Source organism: Aeromonas sp. s2 (genome assembly GCF_040907935.1).
Taxonomy (GTDB): domain Bacteria; phylum Pseudomonadota; class Gammaproteobacteria; order Enterobacterales; family Aeromonadaceae; genus Aeromonas; species Aeromonas dhakensis.
In genome coordinates this window covers 105,178-124,058 of record NZ_JBFOCR010000018.1, presented here as the reverse complement: position 1 = coordinate 124,058, position 18,881 = coordinate 105,178, and the positions used below count along the sequence as shown (strand labels likewise).

General features: G+C 61.3%; 14 protein-coding genes and 1 riboswitch. Of the genes, 5 read left to right on the top strand and 9 right to left on the bottom strand.

What is annotated here, in order from left to right; all coding sequences use genetic code 11:
• Nucleotides 1-21: 21 nt before the first annotated feature.
• Genes thiS through thiC form a run of 4 tightly spaced genes read right to left on the bottom strand, consistent with a single transcriptional unit; the run spans nt 22 to nt 4,589 of the window.
• On the bottom strand, nt 22-228 hold the full coding sequence (gene thiS / locus AB5Y81_RS14910; protein ID WP_005357774.1) for a sulfur carrier protein ThiS: 207 nt from the start codon (nt 226-228) through the stop codon (nt 22-24).
• Nucleotides 225-1,001 (bottom strand): HesA/MoeB/ThiF family protein, encoded by a 777-nt coding sequence (locus AB5Y81_RS14905; RefSeq protein ID WP_258118033.1) that lies wholly within the window; start codon nt 999-1,001, stop codon nt 225-227. Before AB5Y81_RS14905 ends, thiS begins: the two co-directional genes overlap by 4 nt.
• Nucleotides 991-2,601 (bottom strand): thiamine phosphate synthase, encoded by a 1,611-nt coding sequence (gene thiE / locus AB5Y81_RS14900; protein ID WP_258118032.1) that lies wholly within the window; start codon nt 2,599-2,601, stop codon nt 991-993. Before thiE ends, AB5Y81_RS14905 begins: the two co-directional genes overlap by 11 nt.
• A complete protein-coding gene (thiC, locus tag AB5Y81_RS14895; RefSeq protein ID WP_279484969.1) occupies nt 2,598-4,589 on the bottom strand; it encodes a phosphomethylpyrimidine synthase ThiC in 1,992 nt (663 codons plus the stop codon). The genes thiE and thiC overlap by 4 nt, the downstream gene beginning before the upstream one ends.
• A gap of 264 nt (nt 4,590-4,853) precedes the next feature.
• Nucleotides 4,854-4,967, bottom strand: a riboswitch (TPP riboswitch).
• Nucleotides 4,968-5,060: 93 nt separating this feature from the next.
• Between thiC and AB5Y81_RS14890 the strand changes: the two genes are divergently transcribed.
• Nucleotides 5,061-6,584, top strand: coding sequence for an aryl-sulfate sulfotransferase (locus tag AB5Y81_RS14890; protein ID WP_185450723.1), 1,524 nt, complete (start codon nt 5,061-5,063; stop codon nt 6,582-6,584).
• 258 nt (nt 6,585-6,842) lie between these two features.
• Here the strand turns inward: AB5Y81_RS14890 and AB5Y81_RS14885 are convergent, their stop codons facing one another.
• From AB5Y81_RS14885 to AB5Y81_RS14875, 3 genes are all read right to left on the bottom strand, one after another.
• A complete protein-coding gene (locus tag AB5Y81_RS14885; protein ID WP_185450731.1) occupies nt 6,843-8,306 on the bottom strand; it encodes an aerolysin family beta-barrel pore-forming toxin in 1,464 nt (487 codons plus the stop codon).
• A 260-nt stretch (nt 8,307-8,566) separates the two neighbouring features.
• Nucleotides 8,567-9,040 (bottom strand): hypothetical protein, encoded by a 474-nt coding sequence (locus AB5Y81_RS14880; protein ID WP_021463480.1) that lies wholly within the window; start codon nt 9,038-9,040, stop codon nt 8,567-8,569.
• An 85-nt stretch (nt 9,041-9,125) separates the two neighbouring features.
• Nucleotides 9,126-9,542, bottom strand: a complete 417-nt coding sequence (locus AB5Y81_RS14875) for a hypothetical protein (RefSeq protein WP_044798981.1) — start codon at nt 9,540-9,542, stop codon at nt 9,126-9,128.
• A 90-nt stretch (nt 9,543-9,632) separates the two neighbouring features.
• On the opposite strand from AB5Y81_RS14875, the gene AB5Y81_RS14870 reads away from it, so the two are divergent.
• Together AB5Y81_RS14870 and AB5Y81_RS14865 are read left to right on the top strand one after the other, a co-directional pair.
• Nucleotides 9,633-10,301 carry a response regulator transcription factor gene (locus AB5Y81_RS14870; protein WP_010635346.1) on the top strand — a complete coding sequence of 223 codons (669 nt, stop codon included), beginning with the start codon at nt 9,633-9,635 and terminating at the stop codon, nt 10,299-10,301.
• Between the two features lie 43 nt (nt 10,302-10,344).
• Entirely contained in the window at nt 10,345-11,580 is a 1,236-nt protein-coding gene (locus AB5Y81_RS14865; RefSeq protein WP_124250484.1) for a HAMP domain-containing sensor histidine kinase, read from the top strand.
• Between the two features lie 229 nt (nt 11,581-11,809).
• Here AB5Y81_RS14865 and rimK read toward each other — a convergent pair whose 3' ends face one another.
• Together rimK and metH are read right to left on the bottom strand one after the other, a co-directional pair.
• Nucleotides 11,810-12,706: a 30S ribosomal protein S6--L-glutamate ligase gene (gene rimK, locus AB5Y81_RS14860; RefSeq protein ID WP_005308166.1), complete on the bottom strand. Its 897-nt coding sequence runs from the start codon at nt 12,704-12,706 to the stop codon at nt 11,810-11,812.
• Nucleotides 12,707-12,931: 225 nt separating this feature from the next.
• Nucleotides 12,932-16,615 carry a methionine synthase gene (metH, locus tag AB5Y81_RS14855; RefSeq protein WP_124250483.1) on the bottom strand — a complete coding sequence of 1,228 codons (3,684 nt, stop codon included), beginning with the start codon at nt 16,613-16,615 and terminating at the stop codon, nt 12,932-12,934.
• Between the two features lie 203 nt (nt 16,616-16,818).
• Here metH and AB5Y81_RS14850 point away from each other — a divergent pair, with 203 nt between their 5' ends.
• Both AB5Y81_RS14850 and AB5Y81_RS14845 read left to right on the top strand, forming a co-directional pair.
• On the top strand, nt 16,819-18,096 hold the full coding sequence (locus AB5Y81_RS14850; protein WP_005308162.1) for a sodium:proton antiporter: 1,278 nt from the start codon (nt 16,819-16,821) through the stop codon (nt 18,094-18,096).
• A gap of 476 nt (nt 18,097-18,572) precedes the next feature.
• Nucleotides 18,573-18,746 carry a hypothetical protein gene (locus AB5Y81_RS14845; protein WP_162518816.1) on the top strand — a complete coding sequence of 58 codons (174 nt, stop codon included), beginning with the start codon at nt 18,573-18,575 and terminating at the stop codon, nt 18,744-18,746.
• The last annotated feature ends 135 nt before the right edge of the window (nt 18,747-18,881 follow it).

The window sequence follows — 18,881 nt, the reverse complement described above, 5'->3', positions numbered from 1 at the left end:
TGGGACTGCGAGCATCATGGGTCAGCCTCCCGCAATGGCGGTAAAGAGGTGAAGTTCGTCCCCGTCATTGAGACGGGTCTCGGCCCAGCGGCCACGGGGCAGCACGGCGCCGTTAAGGGCCACCGCCACCCCCTGTGGATTAACGTCTTGCGCCGCCAGCAGGTCGGCCACGCTCTGCCCTGCCGCCAGCGGCTGGGCTTTATCGTTGAGTCGAATGGTCAAGGTCATGGGGTGATCTCCTTGTGCTGCCCGCAAACCGGGCAATCAGGATCGGGGGCCAGAGTGAGGGTCTGCCACTGATGGGCCAGCGCATCGAAACGGCGCAGGGTGCCGGCGACCGGGCTCGGCAAGCCGAGCAGCAGTTTCAGCGCCTCCAGCGCCTGCAAAGAGCCCATCACCCCGACCAGCGGGCCGGTGACGCCGCTGGTCTCGCAGCTCTGGCTCACCTTGGTATCCTGCGGATAGAGGCAGGCGTAGCAGGCGTGATCTGCATGGCTTCGCGCCATCAACTGTCCCTGCCAGCCCACCGCGGCGGCGGAGATCCAGGGTTTTCCCTGAGCCACGCAGGCGGCGTTGATGGCCTGGCGGGTGGCCAGGTTGTCGCAGCAGTCGACAACCAGATCCACCTCGGCCACAAACTCCGGCAAGCTGGCAGCATCGAGGCGCTGGTTGATGGCAATCAGCTCCACCAGCGGGTTGTGGGCAGCCAAGCGCTCGCGAGCCAGCTCCGCCTTGGAGTGGTTGACCGCATCGACATCGAACAGGATCTGGCGCGGCAGATTGCTGGAATCCACCGTATCGCCATCGGCGAGCCAGAGGGTGCCCACACCGGCACCGGCGAGATAGAGGGCCAGCGGAGAGCCGAGCCCGCCGAGACCCACGATCAACACGGATTTATCTTTCAGCCGCGCCTGACCGTCTTCCCCGATCTCCCCCAGCATCAGCTGGCGGCCGTATCGCAAATACTCTTCGTCACTGAGAGACGCGGCATCAGAGCGCATGTTCCACCTCTCTTATGTCAGTGGCCGAGCGTGGCTCGTCCCCCGCGCCTACGGCAGCGAGCAGTCGTTCCGTCGCCCCCTGCCAGTCGTCGCTCGCCGTGATGGCCGAGACCAGCGCAATGCTGCCGACCCCGCTCCCCTTGACCGCCGCGACCCGCTCCTCGCTGATGCCGCCGATGGCGACCGTCGGCCAGTCGCACATCAGGGCGCGGTAACGGTGCAGCCGCTCCAGCCCCTGGGGGCGCGAAGGCATCGCCTTGGTGTTGGTCGGGAAGATATGGCCCAGCGCGATATAGGAGGGGGCCAGCTCGCGGGCCCGCATCAGCTCGAAGTAACCGTGAGTGGAGATGCCAAGGCGCAGCCCCGCCGCCTGAATGGCGGCGAGATCGGCGGTCTCCATATCCTCCTGCCCCAGGTGCACACCCCAGGCGCCCGCCTCAATGGCCTGCTGCCAGTAGTCGTTGATAAAGAGCCGCGCCCCATGGCGGCGACCGAGCGCGACCGCCTCAGCAATGGCCGGCGCCACCTGGGCGGCGGGCAGATCCTTGATCCGCAGCTGGATCGTCTTGATCCCGGCCCCCAACAGACGACGCAGCCACTTGACCGAATCCACCACCGGATAGAGGCCAAGGCTGTGTTCGGTCGGCGCGAAGGGGCCCTGCGGCAGGCGGGCGCTGCTTGTCTCATACAATCCGAAACGACGGTCGAGCGTTGAGCCCGCCAGCACGGCACGGGGGAAGTTGGCGAGATTGTCTGGCCAACCCAGGTGGGCGATGGGCCCCGGGCCAGCCCCCACCCCCTGCGCCGCCGCCAAGCCTTGTTGCAGGTAGGCGCGCGCCAGGGTGATGGCGTCCTCCACCGGATAATCCTGCGCCACTACCGCCGCGATGGCGCTGGCGTAGCAGCAGCCGGTGCCGTGGCCGTGGCGGGTATCGAGGCGCGGCGCAGCCAACCAGAATTCGCGGGTCTCGTCCTGGTAGTAGTCGAGGCAGAGATCCCCGCCCCATTCCAGGTGGCCCCCCTTGACCAGCACGGCGCGGGCGCCGAGTTCGCGCAGCCGCCGCGCGGCGAGGCGCACCAGCTCAGGGCTGGTGGCGGGCAGGCCGGTCAGGGCTTCCAGCTCGGGGCCGTTGGGGGTAATCAAGGAGAGGCGCGGCAGCAGGTGCTCGCGCACCGCCGCCAGCATGCCGGGCTCCGCCATGGGGGTGCCAGTGCTGGCGATGGCCACCGGATCGTAGACCACGAAGGAAGCCTCGACGGTCGACAACCTGCGGGCCAGCACCTCCACATGCAGCCGAGTCGGCAGCAGGCCTATCTTGATGGCGGCCGGCGGCAGATCCAGCCCCAGGGCGTCGATCTGGGCGGTGAAAGTCTGCATCAACACGGGGTCGACCATCTTCACCACCACCGAGTTCTGGGCCGTGATGGCGGAGATGACGGAGCAGCCGTGCACACCGAGGTCGTGCATGGTGTGCAAGTCGGCCTGAATGCCGGCCCCGCCACCGGAGTCGGATCCGGCTATGGTCCAGACCACGGGGCGCGGAACCGCCGTCACCGCTGTCAGGTCGGCGGGGCTAAAAGCCCCGCGCTCCCTGTTCACGCCTCCTCCCCTGCGGCCTGCTTCAGGGTCGCCGCCTGGTGGTAGATCTCACCGCCGGTCTCCTTGAAGGTCTCCGCCATCCGCGCCATGCCGCTCTCAACGTCGGCCACGACCCGCTCCTGCTGGCCGTCCATGCCGACCAGCTTGATCTCTACGGCTTCCAGCTTGGCGGCGTAGTCGCGCACGTCCTGGGTGATCTTCATGGAACAGAACTTGGGCCCGCACATGGAGCAGAAGTGGGCCACCTTGCCGGACTCCTGGGGCAGGGTCTCGTCGTGGTAGGCGCGGGCGGTGTCGGGATCCAGCGCCAGATTGAACTGATCCTCCCAGCGGAACTCGAAGCGCGCCTTGGACATGGCGTTGTCTCGGATCTGGGCGCCCGGGTGGCCCTTGGCCAGATCCGCGGCGTGGGCGGCGATCTTGTAGGTGATGAGGCCCTGCTTCACGTCCTCCTTGTTCGGCAGGCCCAGGTGCTCCTTGGGGGTCACGTAGCAGAGCATGGCGCAGCCATACCAGCCGATCAGCGCGGCACCGATGCCGGAGGTGAAGTGATCGTAACCCGGGGCGATGTCGGTGGTGAGCGGGCCCAGGGTATAGAAGGGCGCTTCGTGGCAGTGCTCCAGCTGCTCGGTCATGTTGCGCTCGATCATGTGCATGGGCACGTGGCCGGGGCCCTCGATCATCACCTGCACGTCGTATTCCCAGGCAATTTTGGTGAGCTCGCCCAGGGTGCGCAGCTCGGCGAACTGGGCCTCGTCGTTGGCGTCATAGACAGAGCCCGGACGCAGGCCGTCACCCAGCGACAGGCTGACGTCGTAGGCGGCGCAGATCTCGCAGATCTCGCGGAAGTGTTCGTAGAGGAAGTTCTCCTTGTGATGGGAGAGGCACCACTTGGCCATGATGCTGCCGCCGCGGGAGACGATGCCGGTGAGGCGCTTGGCGGTCATGGGCACGAAGCGCAGCAGCACGCCGGCGTGGATGGTGAAGTAGTCCACCCCCTGCTCGGCCTGCTCCAGCAGGGTGTCGCGGAACAGCTCCCAGGTGAGATCCTCGGCGATACCATTGGTCTTCTCCAGCGCCTGGTAAATGGGCACGGTACCGATGGGCACCGGGCTGTTGCGCAGGATCCACTCGCGGGTCTCGTGGATGTAGCGGCCGGTGGAGAGATCCATCACGGTGTCGGCGCCCCAGCGGGTGGACCAGACCAGCTTCTCCACTTCCTCTTCGATGCTGGAGGTGACCGCCGAGTTGCCGATGTTGGCGTTGATCTTCACCAGGAAGTTGCGGCCGATGATCATGGGCTCCGCTTCCGGGTGGTTGATGTTGCTGGGGATGATGGCGCGCCCGGCGGCCACTTCATCGCGCACAAACTCAGGGGTGATGTTCTGGGGCAGTCTGGCGCCAAAGCCCTGACCCGGATGCTGGGTGCGCAAGAGCTCTGAGCGAACCCGCTCGCGGCCCATGTTCTCGCGCAGGGCGATAAATTCCATCTCGGGGGTCACGATGCCGGCGCGGGCGTAGTGCAGTTGGGTGACCCGGCGACCCGGCTTGGCGCGGCGAGCGCTCGGCAGGTGTTCGAAGCGCAGGTGATCCAGCCCCTCGTCGGCCAGGCGCTCCTGGGTGAAGGTGGAGCTCAGCCCTTCCAGCGCTTCGGTGTCAGCGCGCTCCAGCACCCACTCCTCGCGCAGGCGCGGCAGGCCGCGGCGCACGTCGATGGGGGCGGCGTCTTCCCCATAGGGACCCGAGGTGTCGTAGACCGGCACCGGCTCGTTGGGCTCGAACTGGGGGGCTTCCTTGGTGCCGCCGACGAAGGTGTCGGCCAGCTGGATCTCCCGCAGGGGCACCCGGATATCGGGGCGAGAACCCTGGATAAAGATGCGGCGGGAGTTGGGGTGAGCCATCCCCTTGAGGTTGTCGATAAAGGTCTGGGCGCTGGAGCGCTGCTCGCGGCGGCTGGATTTATTGGTATCAGAAACATTGGTAGACATAGCAAAACTCACATTAACTGGTTGAAGTTATGGGTGTTTGCTTGTCTGGAGTTCGAGGAGAAGATGAACTTGCGGCGGGATGTGTTCGGGGGGAGTGAGTCGGGCATGGCTCTTCCCAGCTCAACCATCCCGGTGTTTCCCTAGTCTGGAAACCCGGCGCCCTATGGACAACCGGATGGGACAGCCTCCCCCTGTGCGCCTGTACCAGTCAGATGCGGTCTGCCTCTGGCTGGCGGGAAGGTGCTCCTTCCCCGGCGCGGTAACCCGCAAGTTACCCTTGTTTCCCTTCGCAGGTCTTAACCTGATCAGGTTCCACGGATCCCGAATTAACGGTCTCAGCTTAGCGTCGTTCGACGGTCAGCACTCCGACAAGATGGCGCCAGTATATATGGCTTATTTTTTTACTCAACCATGATTTTTTCGCTACACTGGGGACAGTTCATTAACACAGGGATGGTGTTTGCTATGTACATGAAAAAGTCATTTTTGTTCAGCCTCGTATGTTTCGGACTATATGGTTGTAACGGAGGAAGTGACAACAGTAAAACACTGGCGGAACAATTCAAGTATGATCCTGCAACCCAAGTTGTTGAAAACGACATTCATGACTCCGTTTTTATTTCGGCACTGGACTTGTCAGGGTTGGATAACAGTAAAATTAAAAGCATCTCTTTCACCATCAATCAAAAAATAGGCAGCTATGCCAAACCGATAACAGCCACTTATGATTGGCAATATATTTTAACCAATGGGCTGTATGATGCATCCAGCAACAGAGTTCAGCTTCCCATCTTTGGTTTATACAGCGCCTATACCAATGAAGTGACTGTCAACATTCAGTTTGTTGATGCCAGTAACTATGCATTTCAAAAGACAATTGCCACCGACACCTATGTCGACAGCGCAGGAGTCTATGACAATGTAGGCATCAGTATCAAACCCTCTGCCACACCGACATATAGCTACTTTTACTTAAAAAGTCGCCTTAAAAACCCCATTATCATGGATATTGATGGTAATGTTCGCTGGGATGCCGATGTAAAAGATGACTCTATGTCAACTATTTTCAAAGAAGGTAAGTTTATTACAGGGCATGTAAAAAACATAAGTATAAATTCGTTATCACTTTATGGGAAAGCATCTCCGATATCAATTAACGGAACACTGATGGGAAGTGATGCTTATTTCCATCATAATATTGATCAGGGCAAGCATGGAATATTGATTGAACTGGATGGAACCACTGATGGTGCATTGAAATTAGAATCTTTCCTCAGTGAAATAGATACTGACGGCAAGGTCATCAAGGAGTGGGATCTCGGCAAGATATTTTCTGAATACATGTTGCAAGAGGGGGACGACCCCAGCAATTTTGTCAGAAACGGTGCTGACTGGTTCCACATGAACGCAGCTACCTATGACCCGTCCGATGACACTTTGGTAGTCTCCAGCCGGGAAAATTTTGTCGTCAAATTGGACTACAACACCGGCAAGCTGATCTGGTTGCTTGGTGATGAAACCAAACACTGGTACTCCTATCCTTCCCTGCAGAAGCTGGCGTTGTCGCTCTCCTCCGGACAGACACCGGTAGGACAGCATGCCATCTCCATGACCAAGGATGGCAAACTGATGTTGTTCAACAACGGGCGAAGGAGTTTCAACAACCCTATCGGCACCCCGAGCGGCATAGATCTGGCCACCAGCCAGACCGCCATCTTTGCTATCGACAGCCAGAGCAAGACGGCTCAAGTGGTCTGGAGTTTTGACGATGGCATCTATTCCGATATCTGTTCCAGCATCTATGAAGACAAGCTGGCAGCTCAAGGGGATTATCTCATCAACTATGCAGCAGCCGACAACCGGACCAGGGTTATCATTCAAGGCATAAACAAGGAGAAGCAGAAACTCTTCGAGTTTACCTATCCGAGTGCAATCCCCTGTGCCACCTCCTGGAACGCCATCCAGATCCCTCTCGAAAACATGCACTTTCAGTGACAGGAAAAGCAGCGCCACTCAGTGGCGCTGCTTTAGCTATGCATCTCCACCCGGTCAGACGACACTATTCGCTACCACTCTGTCCCCGTTTTCAGTCCGGCTGAAGCTCAACCCGCAATCATTCCGTCAGCAAGTCGCATCATCGAGAGCCAAGAGAACCGGGCGACATAGATAGCAAGAGCCCAGGTCTCCCCAATGGAAAAATGGTTCACCGCAAGCGTCAGCAGCAGACCCCATGAAGGGGCCTGCTAAAGAGGATTATTGAGCTGGAGTAATGGTCAAGGTCACATTGCCAAAGCCTTCGCTGGCGAGCGTGCCCTGATCTAGTTCCAGGGCGGTGAGAGCCACCCCTTCGGCAGAAGCGCTTCGTTGCTGAACAGCCGCTGCGGCGCGAGTCTGGGGCTGCCCAATCTCGATATCGCCGGCAAACTGGCTTTCGGCATAGAAGTCGCCGGTCACGGCCGAACGGGTCGGACGCGACACGCGGCCAAGGTTGCTCTGCATGGTCGACAGGCCATACTCGCCGATGGTCCAGTTCCAGTCCCACCACTTCACTTCACCCGGGATGTAGCGTTTGTCCCACTGATAACGGATGCTGCTGGCCTTGTCGCGGAACGGGCCAACGGCAAAGGTATGCTCCCAGGTCGGACGATTGGTCGGATGGGTGTACCAGGCATTGCCTCCCCAGCGCAGGAACCCCTTCATGGTCAGGTCATAATTCACCTCGGCCTTGAACTCATAGGGGTAGGAGATGTTGGACTTGTAGAGAGCGACGCGCACCGGCACGCTGGAGTGGGGTGGCACAGTGGGGCGAGCCTCGACCGACACGGTCTCGGTGGTCGCTCCCCCCTTCTGTTCGGCCCAGCTCTGGGTTGAAGAAATCTCGACCGAGTATTCAGTGCTGGAAACCTGCGGGATCTGGAACGTCTTCTTGATGCCGACCTTCTCGCTGAGACTGTAGGTATCCGTCTTGGACCAGTTGGTGGCCTTGTCATACTTAAGGGTAACCACCACCTGCTGAGGCAGATCCGTGTAGTTGGTCGCATTGGCGGTGATGGTCTTGATCAGCTGTTTGCCACTCTCGGTAACCTGGCCATGACTGAAGGAATCCGGCTCCAGCGTGTACGAGAAGTTGCTCACCTTGATGGAACTTTTCTCCCCACAACGGTATCCAGAGCAACCACCATCATTATTTCCCTTTATCAACCAGCCATCGCTGAGCCTGGTCACATCCATATCTTCCCCGACATAGGGGCTATGATTCCCGCCCACCCAGGCGTATCCCAAATAGTGGGCAAGATAGCTCACAGGTTTGATGAAATAATCTTTGTCATGCACCATTCGCCATTGCACATCGACTTCATCACCTGCCGGAATATTCCATGCGGAGAGGGAAGGAATTTCTCCAGAGATAGGGGCGTTGGGGTAACACCATGTTTCACCCGCCGTTCCCTGTTTTATTTCTCCATTATATCCAGGTCCCATGATCACCCAGCGATTGGCCAGCCCGGTAATCTGCCACTGTCCCATACGGCTGACCAGATTGCCCTTGATGCTCATGGCTTCATCACGGGTAAGGGGGCGATAGCTGCTGGCACAGACTCCCTCCCCCAGACCGAACCATTTGACCTGGTCAGGATAGACTGGCTCAGCCGCCTGGGCCTGGACGAGCATCAATGAAGATGCCAACAGCACCAGATTGACTGTTATTATTTTATTCATCATTTATTCCTCTTTCAGACAGACGATATTTTTTATTATGCAGAAATAACACCTTTCATTTTGACAGGCATGAACTCCAATGAGCCCCGCCACAGACAAAATAAACCACCAAAATTCATCCATGACAAACAAAATATATACAAGGCGGGAAAATAATTAGAGCGGCAACTTTATTGAGGGATTAATCATAATTATTCTGGCGGGATAATTTAATATCAATCCAGGACATGACGGCGTTTATTAAATAAGAAGTTCCTGAATTACTCTTCCGGATTAATTATGGTTATCTCACGTAAAATTCCATCTGCAGAACGCAGCAGCACCAGCGCACTACCCTCGTGCAAGTCGGTAGCCGAACCGTTGACCCAACGCACATTTCGGTCGAGCGACAAGGTGCCGAGTGTAGCCAGCACCAGGTGCCGACCATCGAAGGATCGCAAACGATCCTCTGCCCGCTGCCAACGGCCTGATATCGCCGGAGATCCGGCCGCCAACAGCTCAATCCGGGTAGCCACCCCATCAGTCACCTGCAGGGCCAGGTGATCACCCGGCCGCAAGGGGTGCTGCCACGGCTCACCAAGCCGCCAGACCGGGGCGCTCCCAAGCTCCACCTCAGCCCCCTGAAACTGCAGGCGCAGGCCATCGTTGTGTTCCAGCTCCACTAGCCAGAGTTCGCCATCGGCGGCCAGAGCGCAGAGCGGCAGTGCCAGCAGCAGGAGGGAGGTGCGTGTCATAGCAGAAGGCCCGTAGTGAAACCGTGCGAGGTTTAACTATGGGCCCGCTGAGTGGTTTTTTCCGCCCGGTTCGTCTTGTCGTGCGTCAATCATCCTCGCGGCAGCGGCTCAGGCGCATGCCGTCAAACTTGCACTCCAGCTCCAGCCAGCGTCCTTCGAACGGGGCCAGGCTGTCGTCCGAGGTGACATAACCCCAGATCCGCCCCTGCTCCACCGGCCCTTCCAGATCCATCTCGTCATCCTCCTCCAGCTTCTCGACCTCCCGGATCAGCCGCAGTTCGCCCTCGACCACCCCTTCCAGGTCGACCCAGGTACCGCCGAGATCGTCCTCTCTCAGCCCGTCCTTGAAACGGGTCTGTTCGTCGAGCACAAAGGGAATGCCGTTGACCATCAGCTGGCCCAGCTGCCAGGTGGTGCGGCCGGTCAATTTGAACTCCGCCGACTGCGCAGCGCCGAGTGGCAACAAGATCAGCAGCAGGAGAGTGCAGAGAGACTTCTTCATCGGGGATCCTCGGGGTTACACTGCCACACAGGATGCCTCATCCGGTGTGAGATGACCGTGAAATGGCGGTCAAGACCAGGAGATCAAAGCATGAAAATACTGGTGGTGGAAGACAATCCCCAGGTCGCGGAAACCATCATGGATTATCTGGAGCTGGCGGGTCACCGGCTGGACTGCGCCTATCACGGCCAGGCGGCCCTGCAGCTGCTGGCCGAGCAGCGCTTCGACGTCATCATCATGGACGTCATGATGCCGCGCCTCGACGGCCTCAGCACGGTGGCCCGCCTGCGGGAGCAGGGGATCCCGACCCCAGTGCTGTTTCTCACCGCCCGCGACAGCCTGGATGACAAGCTGGCGGGCTTCAAGGCCGGCGGCGACGACTACCTGGTCAAGCCGTTCGCCATGGAGGAGCTGGAAGTGCGGCTGCAGGCGCTGGCCCTGCGCGGCCCCCGCAGCGACATGGGGGCCCTGTGCGTGGGCGAGCTGACCCTGGATCCCGCCAGCGGCCGCGCCACCCGGGCCGGGGTGGAGCTCAAGCTCGGCAAGATCCCGTTCCAGATCCTCACCCTGCTGGCCCGCCGGGCCCCCGCTCTGGTCACCCGCCAGGAGGTGCTCGACACCGTCTGGGGCGACGAGGAGCCGGACTCCGACGCCCTGCGCAGCCACATCTATGCCCTGCGCAACGCCCTCGACAAGCCCTTCCCTGCCCCCATGCTGGAAACCCTGCACGGCCAGGGCTATCGACTGGTGACCCCATGATGGGCCGCCAGCGCTGCCTGAACCTGCCCACAGGGAGGCCGTCATGAGCCTGCCCAGCCTGCGCCGTCGCCTGATCCTCACCCTGAGCGGTGCCGGCCTGCTGCTGCTGATCATCATCAGCCTGCTGATGGTGGTGGCCGAGGACAAGATGGAGGAACTCAGCCTGCGTCACTGGCTGGAGGCGGAGGTGACCCGCTACAGCGACGACTGGTTGCGGCTCGGCATGGCGGCCCCCGCCCCCAGTCCGCGCCAGTTCTCCAGCTACTGGACCGAGGCCGGCCGCCTGCCGGTCTGGCTCAAACCCTACCGGAGTCCTGGCTTCTACGAACACGTGCTGGGGGACGAGGACAAGCACTTCCTGGTGCGGCCCCACCCGTCCGGTGAGGGGCTGCTCTACCTGGTGTTCAACGACGACGCCGACGACTACCTGGATCCTTACGAGGATCAGCTGCACCTGGCGACCCGGCTGATCGGGCTGGCCCTGCTGCTCGGTTGCATCGGCTTCGGCATCTGGCTGGTACGCCACATCACCCGACCGCTGCAGCGGCTGCAGCAGCGGGTTGCCCACCTCACCCCGGATCAGGCGGACTTCGTGCCCGATGCCCCCTGGCAGGAGCTCAGGGACATTGAGCTGGCGCTGCTGGCCGGCAAACAGGAGGTGGCCGCGGTATTTGCCCGCGAGCAGGAGTTCAGCCGCTTCGCCAGCCACGAGCTGCGCACCCCCAACATGGTGATCCAGGGCTCGGCCGCCCTGCTCGGCAAGGTGAGCGATCTGCCCGCCCCCGCCGCCCGCGCCACCACCCGCATTCGCGCCGCCGCCGACGAGATGGCGCTGCTCACCGAAACCTTTCTGCTGCTGGGCCGCAAGGAAGAGGTGGAGCGCCCACCCCAGCAGGTGGCACCGCTCATACGCCGGGAGCTGGCCCGCCTCGCCCCGCTGCTGCAGCGGGAGGAGCTGGATATTCGGCTACAGCTGGACGATGAGAGCGAGGCACTGGCCCCCCTCTCCTTGCTCGCCATTGCGCTCGGCAACCTTTTGAAGAATGCCCTCAGCTACGCCGAGGGGCACATCGACATCGAGCTGACCGGCCCCCTGCTCACCATCAGCAACCCCACCGCTGCCGCGCCGGATCAGATCCTCGGCTACGGCTGCGGCCTCACCATCATCCAGCGCATCTGCGAGAAGCTGGGCTGGCAGATAGAGACCCGGCTGGAAGAGGGCATCTTCAGCGCCCGATTGGCGATGATCACCAACGACCCCGCGCAAGGTAAGGCATAGCGCTCCTCATCCCCAGCCCTTCTCCCCGTCTATTCAAAATGGTGGGAGAAGGGAGGCTCCCCCTGGCAAGCCATCGCAGCTCGCGGTGACAACCGCGGGCCAGCGACGATGACCCAGCACCACCGAACTGTTCCCTCTCCCTTAGGATGAGGGCGCTGTGGCACCCGCCAGATAACAACAGGGCGCCCGAAGGCGCCCTGTTTGCAATGCGTTGGCGGCAGGCTTGGCGTCACTCCGCCGGCTTGTGCTTGCGACTCGCCTTGAGCTCGAGAAACTCGATGATCTTGCCGGCCACGTCCTTGCCGGAGGCAGCCTCCACCCCTTGCAGGCCGGGGGAGGAATTGACCTCCAGCACCAGCGGGCCGCGGGCACTGCGCAGGATATCCACCCCGGCCACGTCCAGCCCCATGATCTTGGCGGCCTGCACCGCGGTGGCCCGCTCTTCCGGGCTTATCTTGATCGCCTCGGCGGTGCCGCCCCGATGCAGGTTGGAGCGAAACTCCCCCGGCTGGGCCTGGCGACGCATGGCCGCCACCACCTTGCCGTTGACCACCAGACAGCGGATGTCGGCGCCGTTGGCCTCGCGGATGTACTCCTGCACCAGGATGTTGTTGTTGGTCTGGATGAAGGCCTCGATCACGCTCTCGGCAGCCTTCTGGGTTTCGCACAGAACCACGCCGATCCCCTGGGTTCCCTCCAGCAGCTTCACCACCAGGGGCGCACCGCCCACCATGGTGATGAGGTCGGGCACGTCGTGGGTGCTGTGGGCATAGCCGGTCACCGGCAGGCCGATGCCGTGGCGGGAGAGCAGTTGCATGGCCCGCAGCTTGTCGCGGGAGCGGGAGATGGCCACCGAGCTGTTGAGCGCCATGGTGTTCATCATCTCGAACTGGCGCAGCACGGCGGTGCCGTAGAAGGTGATGCTGGCCCCGATGCGCGGGATCACCGCATCATAGCTCTCCAGCTCCCGTCCTTCGTAATGGATGGAGGGGTTGTGGGAGGCGATGTTCATGTAACAGCGCAGGGTGTCGAGCACCTCGACCTGATGACCGCGCGCCTGCGCCACCTCGACCAGACGGCGGGTGGAGTAGTTTTTCGGCTCACGGGATAAAATGGCGATCTTCATGACAATTCCGCTAGGAGGCAGTGCCTGGGCAGGATGGGGCGGGAGAGTATAAAGTGCCACAGCGCCAAGACAACGCCAATTGTTTCTCCTGACAACAAGACAAACCACACAGAAACGTGCGCTGCCATCCCGCTGTCACCCGCTTGTCAAACGACGGCACCAGACTGGTCTGTCTCCCGGGTCTGGATGCCACCTCCTTCAGCGAGGATCAATCGGGCCGACGCCTCAGTGCAGGTTCGGCCCCAGCCAGCGTTCGGCCTCTGCCAGGGTCATCCCTTTGCGTACGGCGTAGTCCTCCACCTGATCCCGCTGGATCTGGGCCACCGCGAAGTACTTGCTGTCGGGGTGGGAGAAGTACCAGCCGGACACCGCCGCCCCCGGCCACATGGCATAGGACTCGGTGAGCTGCATGCCGATGGCCTGCTCCACATCCAGCAACTCCCAGATGCTGCCCTTCTCCGTGTGCTCCGGGCAGGCCGGGTAGCCGGGTGCCGGGCGTATGCCGCGATAGTTCTCGCGGATCAGCTCCTCGTTGCTGAGCGCCTCGTCCGGGGCATAACCCCAGTGCACTTTGCGCACCTGCTCGTGCAGGTATTCGGCAAACGCCTCTGCCAGACGATCGCACACCGCCTGAATGAGGATGGCGTTGTAGTCGTCGTGATCCGCCTTGTAGGCCTTGGCGATGGCCTCCTCGCCGATGCCGCCGGTCACCGCGAAGGCGCCGATCCAGTCGGGCTTGCCGCTCTCCTTCGGCGCCACATAGTCCGCCAGACAGTAGTTGGGGAAACCCTGCTTCTCGCTCTGCTGGCGCAGGTGGTGCAGCACTTTTTTCACTTCAGTGCGCGACTCGTCGGTGTAGACCTCGATGCTGTCCCCCACGGCGTTGGCGGGGAACAGGCCAATGATGCCGGCGCAGCGCACACTCTGATCTTTCTCCAGCTGATCCAGCATGGCGTTGGCGTCGGCAAAGAGGCGCGTTGCCTCCTCCCCCACTACCTCGTCCTCCAGAATGCGGGGGAACTTGCCCGCCAGCTCCCAGCTGAGGAAAAACGGCGTCCAGTCGATGTAGGGGCGCAGCACCGAGATAGGCACGTTTTCGAACTTCTGCACACCCGGCTCCTGGGGCGCCGGCGGCTCATACCCCACCCAGTCCAGCTGATGGCGGTTGGCACGGGCCTCCGCCAGCGTGATGGGGCGCGAGCGCGGCTGTTTGCGGGCGTGCTGCTCGCGGGCAATCTCGTACTCCTTGTCGATGCGGGCGACGAAGGCAGGTTTGAGATCCTCGCTCAACAGGCTCTGGGCCACCCCCACGGCGCGGGAGGCGTTGGAGACATAGACCACGGGCTCGGAGTAGTTCTGCTCTATCTTCACCGCGGTGTGCGCCTTGGAGGTGGTGGCGCCGCCGATCAGCAGCGGCAGCTTGAAGCCCTGGCGCTCCATCTCTTTCGCCACATGCACCATCTCGTCCAGCGACGGGGTGATGAGGCCCGACAGGCCTATAATGTCAGCCCCCACCTCCCGCGCCGTCTTGAGGATGGTCTCGCAAGGCACCATGACCCCGAGGTCGATGATCTCGAAGTTGTTGCACTGCAGCACCACGCCGACGATGTTCTTGCCGATGTCGTGCACGTCGCCCTTGACGGTGGCCAGCACGATTTTGCCGTTGCTGGAGCCGCCGGACTTCTCCGCCTCGATGTAGGGTTGCAGGTAGGCCACCGCCCGCTTCATCACCCGGGCCGACTTCACCACCTGGGGCAGGAACATCTTGCCGGCGCCGAACAGATCGCCCACCACGTTCATGCCGTCCATCAGCGGCCCCTCGATGACGTGCAGCGGCCGCTCGGCCTGGGCGCGCGCCTCTTCGGTGTCCTCCTCGATGAAGTCGGTGATGCCCTTGACCAGGGCGTGTTCCAGCCGCTTGCCCACCGGCCAGCTGCGCCACTCCTGCTCCCGCGGATCTTCGGCCTGGGCGCCGGCACCGCGGTACTTCTCGGCGATGGCCAGCAGCTCCTCGGTGGCGTTGTCGTTGAGGTTGAGCACCACCGCCTCGACCTTCTCTTTCAGCTCGGCCGGGATGTCTTCATAGATGGCGAGCTGGCCGGCGTTGACGATCCCCATGTCCATCCCGTTCTTGATGGCGTGGTAGAGGAAGACGGCGTGGATCGCCTCGCGCACCGGCTCGTTGCCCCTAAACGAGAAGGAGACGTTGGAGACGCCGCCGGAGATCATGGCGTGGGGCAGGTTATCCTTGATGTCCTTCACCGCGTCGATGAAGTCCACCGCGTAGTTGTTGTGCTCGTCGATGCCGGTCGCCACCGCGAAGATGTTGGGGTCGAAGATGATGTCTTCCGGCGGGAAGCCCACCTGATCCACCAGGATGCGGTAGGCGCGCTGACAGATTTCGAACTTGCGGGCGCGGGTATCCGCCTGGCCCACCTCGTCGAACGCCATCACGATGACGGCGGCGCCATAACGACGCAGCAATTTCGCCTGCTCGATGAACTTGTCCACCCCCTCCTTCATGGAGATGGAGTTGACCACCGGCTTGCCCTGCACGCACTTGAGACCGGCCTCCAGCACTTCCCACTTGGAGGAGTCGATCATCACCGGCACCCGGGCGATGTCCGGCTCGCCGGCGATGAGGTTCAAGAAGCGCACCATGGCCGCCTCGGCATCCAGCATCCCCTCGTCCATGTTGATGTCGATGATCTGGGCGCCGTTTTCCACCTGCTGCTTGGCGACGTCCAGGGCCTCGTCGTAGAGCCCCTCCTTGATGAGCCGCTTGAACTTGGCCGAGCCGGTGACGTTGGTGCGCTCACCCACGTTCACGAACATGGATTCGGGGGTGATGATGAGGGGCTCCAGGCCCGACAGACGGCAAGCCACCGGCAGATCCGGCAGGGCGCGGGGCTTGATGCCCGCCACGGCGTCGCTCATGGCGCGGATGTGGGCCGGGGTGGTGCCACAGCAGCCGCCCACCAGGTTGAGAAAGCCGCTTTGGGCCCACTCGCGGATGTGCTCCGCCATCTCGGCGGCGTCGAGGTCGTACTCGCCGAAGGCGTTCGGCAGGCCGGCGTTCGGGTGGGCGCTGACGCAGGATTCGCTGATGCGGGAGAGCTCCTCCACGTATTGGCGCAGCTCGTCCGGGCCCAGCGCGCAGTTGAGACCGAAGGAGACGGGTTTGACGTGGCGCAGCGAATGGTAGAAGGCCTCGGTGGTCTGACCGGAGAGGGTGCGGCCGGAGGCGTCCGTGATGGTGCCGGAGATCATCACCGGCAGGCTATAGCCCAGCTCCTCGAACACCAGGTCCACCGCGAAGGCGGCCGCCTTGGCGTTGAGGGTATCGAAGATGGTCTCGATCAGGATGATGTCGGCGCCGCCCTCGATCAGGGCATGGGTCGATTCGGTGTAGGCGGCCACCAGCTGGTCATAGGTGACGTTGCGCTTGCCGGGGTCGTTCACGTCCGGCGAGATGGAGGCGGTGCGGTTGGTGGGCCCCAGCACCCCTGCCACGAAGCGCGGCTTGTGGGGCTCTTTCGCCGTCCACTCGTCAGCCACGGCGCGGGCCAGCCGGGCCGCCTCGCGGTTGATCTCGGCCGAGAGATCTTCCATCTCGTAGTCGGCCATGGCGATGCGGGTGGCGTTGAAGGTATTGGTCTCGAGGATGTCGGCGCCGGCGGCACAGTACTGATCGTGGATCTCGTGAATGACAGAGGGGCGACTCAGCACCAGCAGATCGTTGTTGCCCTTGATGTCGGTATGCCAGTCGGCAAACCGCTCCCCCCGGTAGTCCGCCTCACCGAGCTTGTAGCCCTGGATCATGGTGCCCATGGCCCCGTCGATGATCAGGATCCGCTCCTTGAGGCAGGCTTCCAGCTTGTTTGTCACATCCGACTTTTTGTTCGACACCGCTCGTTCCTCTTACATCCATGCAACTGCGTAACCAGCATCCTAACAGCAAACAAATCAAATGGAAATCTAGCCGTCTATCTGTCTATATTGGCGCTCTATATACTCACAAATGGGTAATGAGTAACATGTGACCCAAGAGTACCCTATGCCCGTCCTCAATAGGGATACGTGCTTGCTGTTTACTAAAGAGAAAAATAACTATGAGCGTCTACTACACACTCTGCTTCCTGGCAGCGTTGGCGATCTTTATCGCCTTTGCCAATCAGTATGTTGTGAAGATCCAGACCACCATCGCCATCACTGCGGGCTCCATGCTGATCTCCGCGCTGATGGTGCTGTTCGGTAAGCTGGGCTGGTTCAATCTGGAACCCCTGGCCGTCAAGACCATGGAGAGCATCGACTTCCAGAATTTCCTGCTGAAGGGGATCCTGGGCTTCCTGCTGTTCGCCGGTGGTCTCGGGATCAACCTGAAAGCCCTGCGCAGCCAGAAGTGGGAAATCACCATTCTGGCCATATTGGCGACCCTGCTCTCCACCTTCCTCATCGGCTATGGCTTCTGGTTCATCGCCAAGCTGCTGGGTTGGGACGTGCCGCTGGTCTACTGCATGTTGTTCGGTGCCCTGATCTCCCCCACCGACCCCATCGCCGTGCTGGCCATCGTCAAGAAGATGAAGGCACCACCCCAGATCGCCATCCAGATCGAGGGGGAGTCGCTGTTCAACGACGGTGTCGGTCTGGTGATCTTCGCCACCGTGTTTGCCGTGGCCTTTGGCGGCGTCGAGCCCACCTTCGGCAGCGTTGCCGGCCTGTTCCTGCATGAGGCCCTCGGCGGCATCCTGTTCGGTGCCGTGCTGGGTCTCATCGCTCACGTGATGATCAGCGCCACCGATGACGGCTCGCTGGAGCTGCTGCTGACCCTCTGCATCCCGACCGCCGGTTTCGCCTTCGCGAACATGATCGGCGTCTCCGGCGCCTTGGCCATGGTGGTGACCGGCATCATGATCGGCAACTGGACCCGTCACAGCGGCTTCTCCGAACAGAGCAGCCATCACCTGGATCACTTCTGGGAGTTGATGGACCAGTTCCTCAACGCCCTGCTGTTCCTGCTGATCGGTCTGGCGCTGGTGCTGCTGGATCTGGCCTGGCAAGACTGGATCCTGCTGGTCATCGCGGTGCCGCTCTGCCTGGCCGCCCGCTTCATCAGCGTGTCGCTGCCCTATGTGGCCTTCCGCAAGTTCCGCAGCTACAACAAGTTCTCGGTGCGGATCCTCACCTGGGGCGGTCTGCGCGGCGGTCTTGCCATGGCCATGGCGCTGGCACTGCCGTCCGGCGTCATGATGCTGCCGGAGCACGGCGTCGACCTGCGCCAGGTGATCCTGGTGATGACCTACTCGGTGGTGATGTTCTCCATCGTGGTACAGGGCATGACCATCACCCCCATGATCACCGCAGCCAAGAAGGCCTGCGGCGACTACTGAGCCATCGGCTGATGGTCACCTGATGATGAAAAAAGGGCTCCTTAAGGAGCCCTTTTTGTGGCCGACAGACGGCATTGAAGGAAAAACTGCAAATAATTGTTTGCTTTTTACCCATGTCGAGGAGAGAATGCGCGCCGGCTAGTTAATCAGCCCTGTTTATGTTTGCCCTGCAATGCTTCACCTCACGATGAATCCTGTCAGTACCCGCATAACCTTCTTCTGATTTACTCGCCCTGAGAACCGTTCAGGCTGTCCGCCTGCGTTGCCCGGCTCTCACGGTGCAGACCCGATCTGCCCACTCCCAAGTAGCATCATGCATCCGCGTGGTCCTTGGCGCATTCCTTGAAAGTGCAGACGCCCCTGAACCGGGCTGGGTATTCCTGCGCGCTCGTCCGCTATCTTGCTGACCGCGCCCATCGACCTGACATTTGCCAATACAAGGAGCAAAAACTTAATTTATATAGAGAAATACCATGATGAAAAGCGTACAAACTCGCAAACCCCTGCGTCGCAGCAAACCCATCAACCTGCCCGTGCAAGAGCACGACTATGATGCGTTTCTGATCCAGTTCAGCACCCGTTTCAGCGGCGGCTTCGCCGTCTCCTGTGACGGCATTGCCGGCGAGTTCTCCATCGAAGAGCTCAACTGATCCTGCCTGCCCACCGGCAGCGCCCGATGCAGACAGGCCGCAACTCACGGCGGCCTCTTTGCCTCATTCCCCGGCACTGCCAAGTCGATCACATATCTCCCCTTCTCTCTTCACTGTCGATAGCCGGCACCAAGA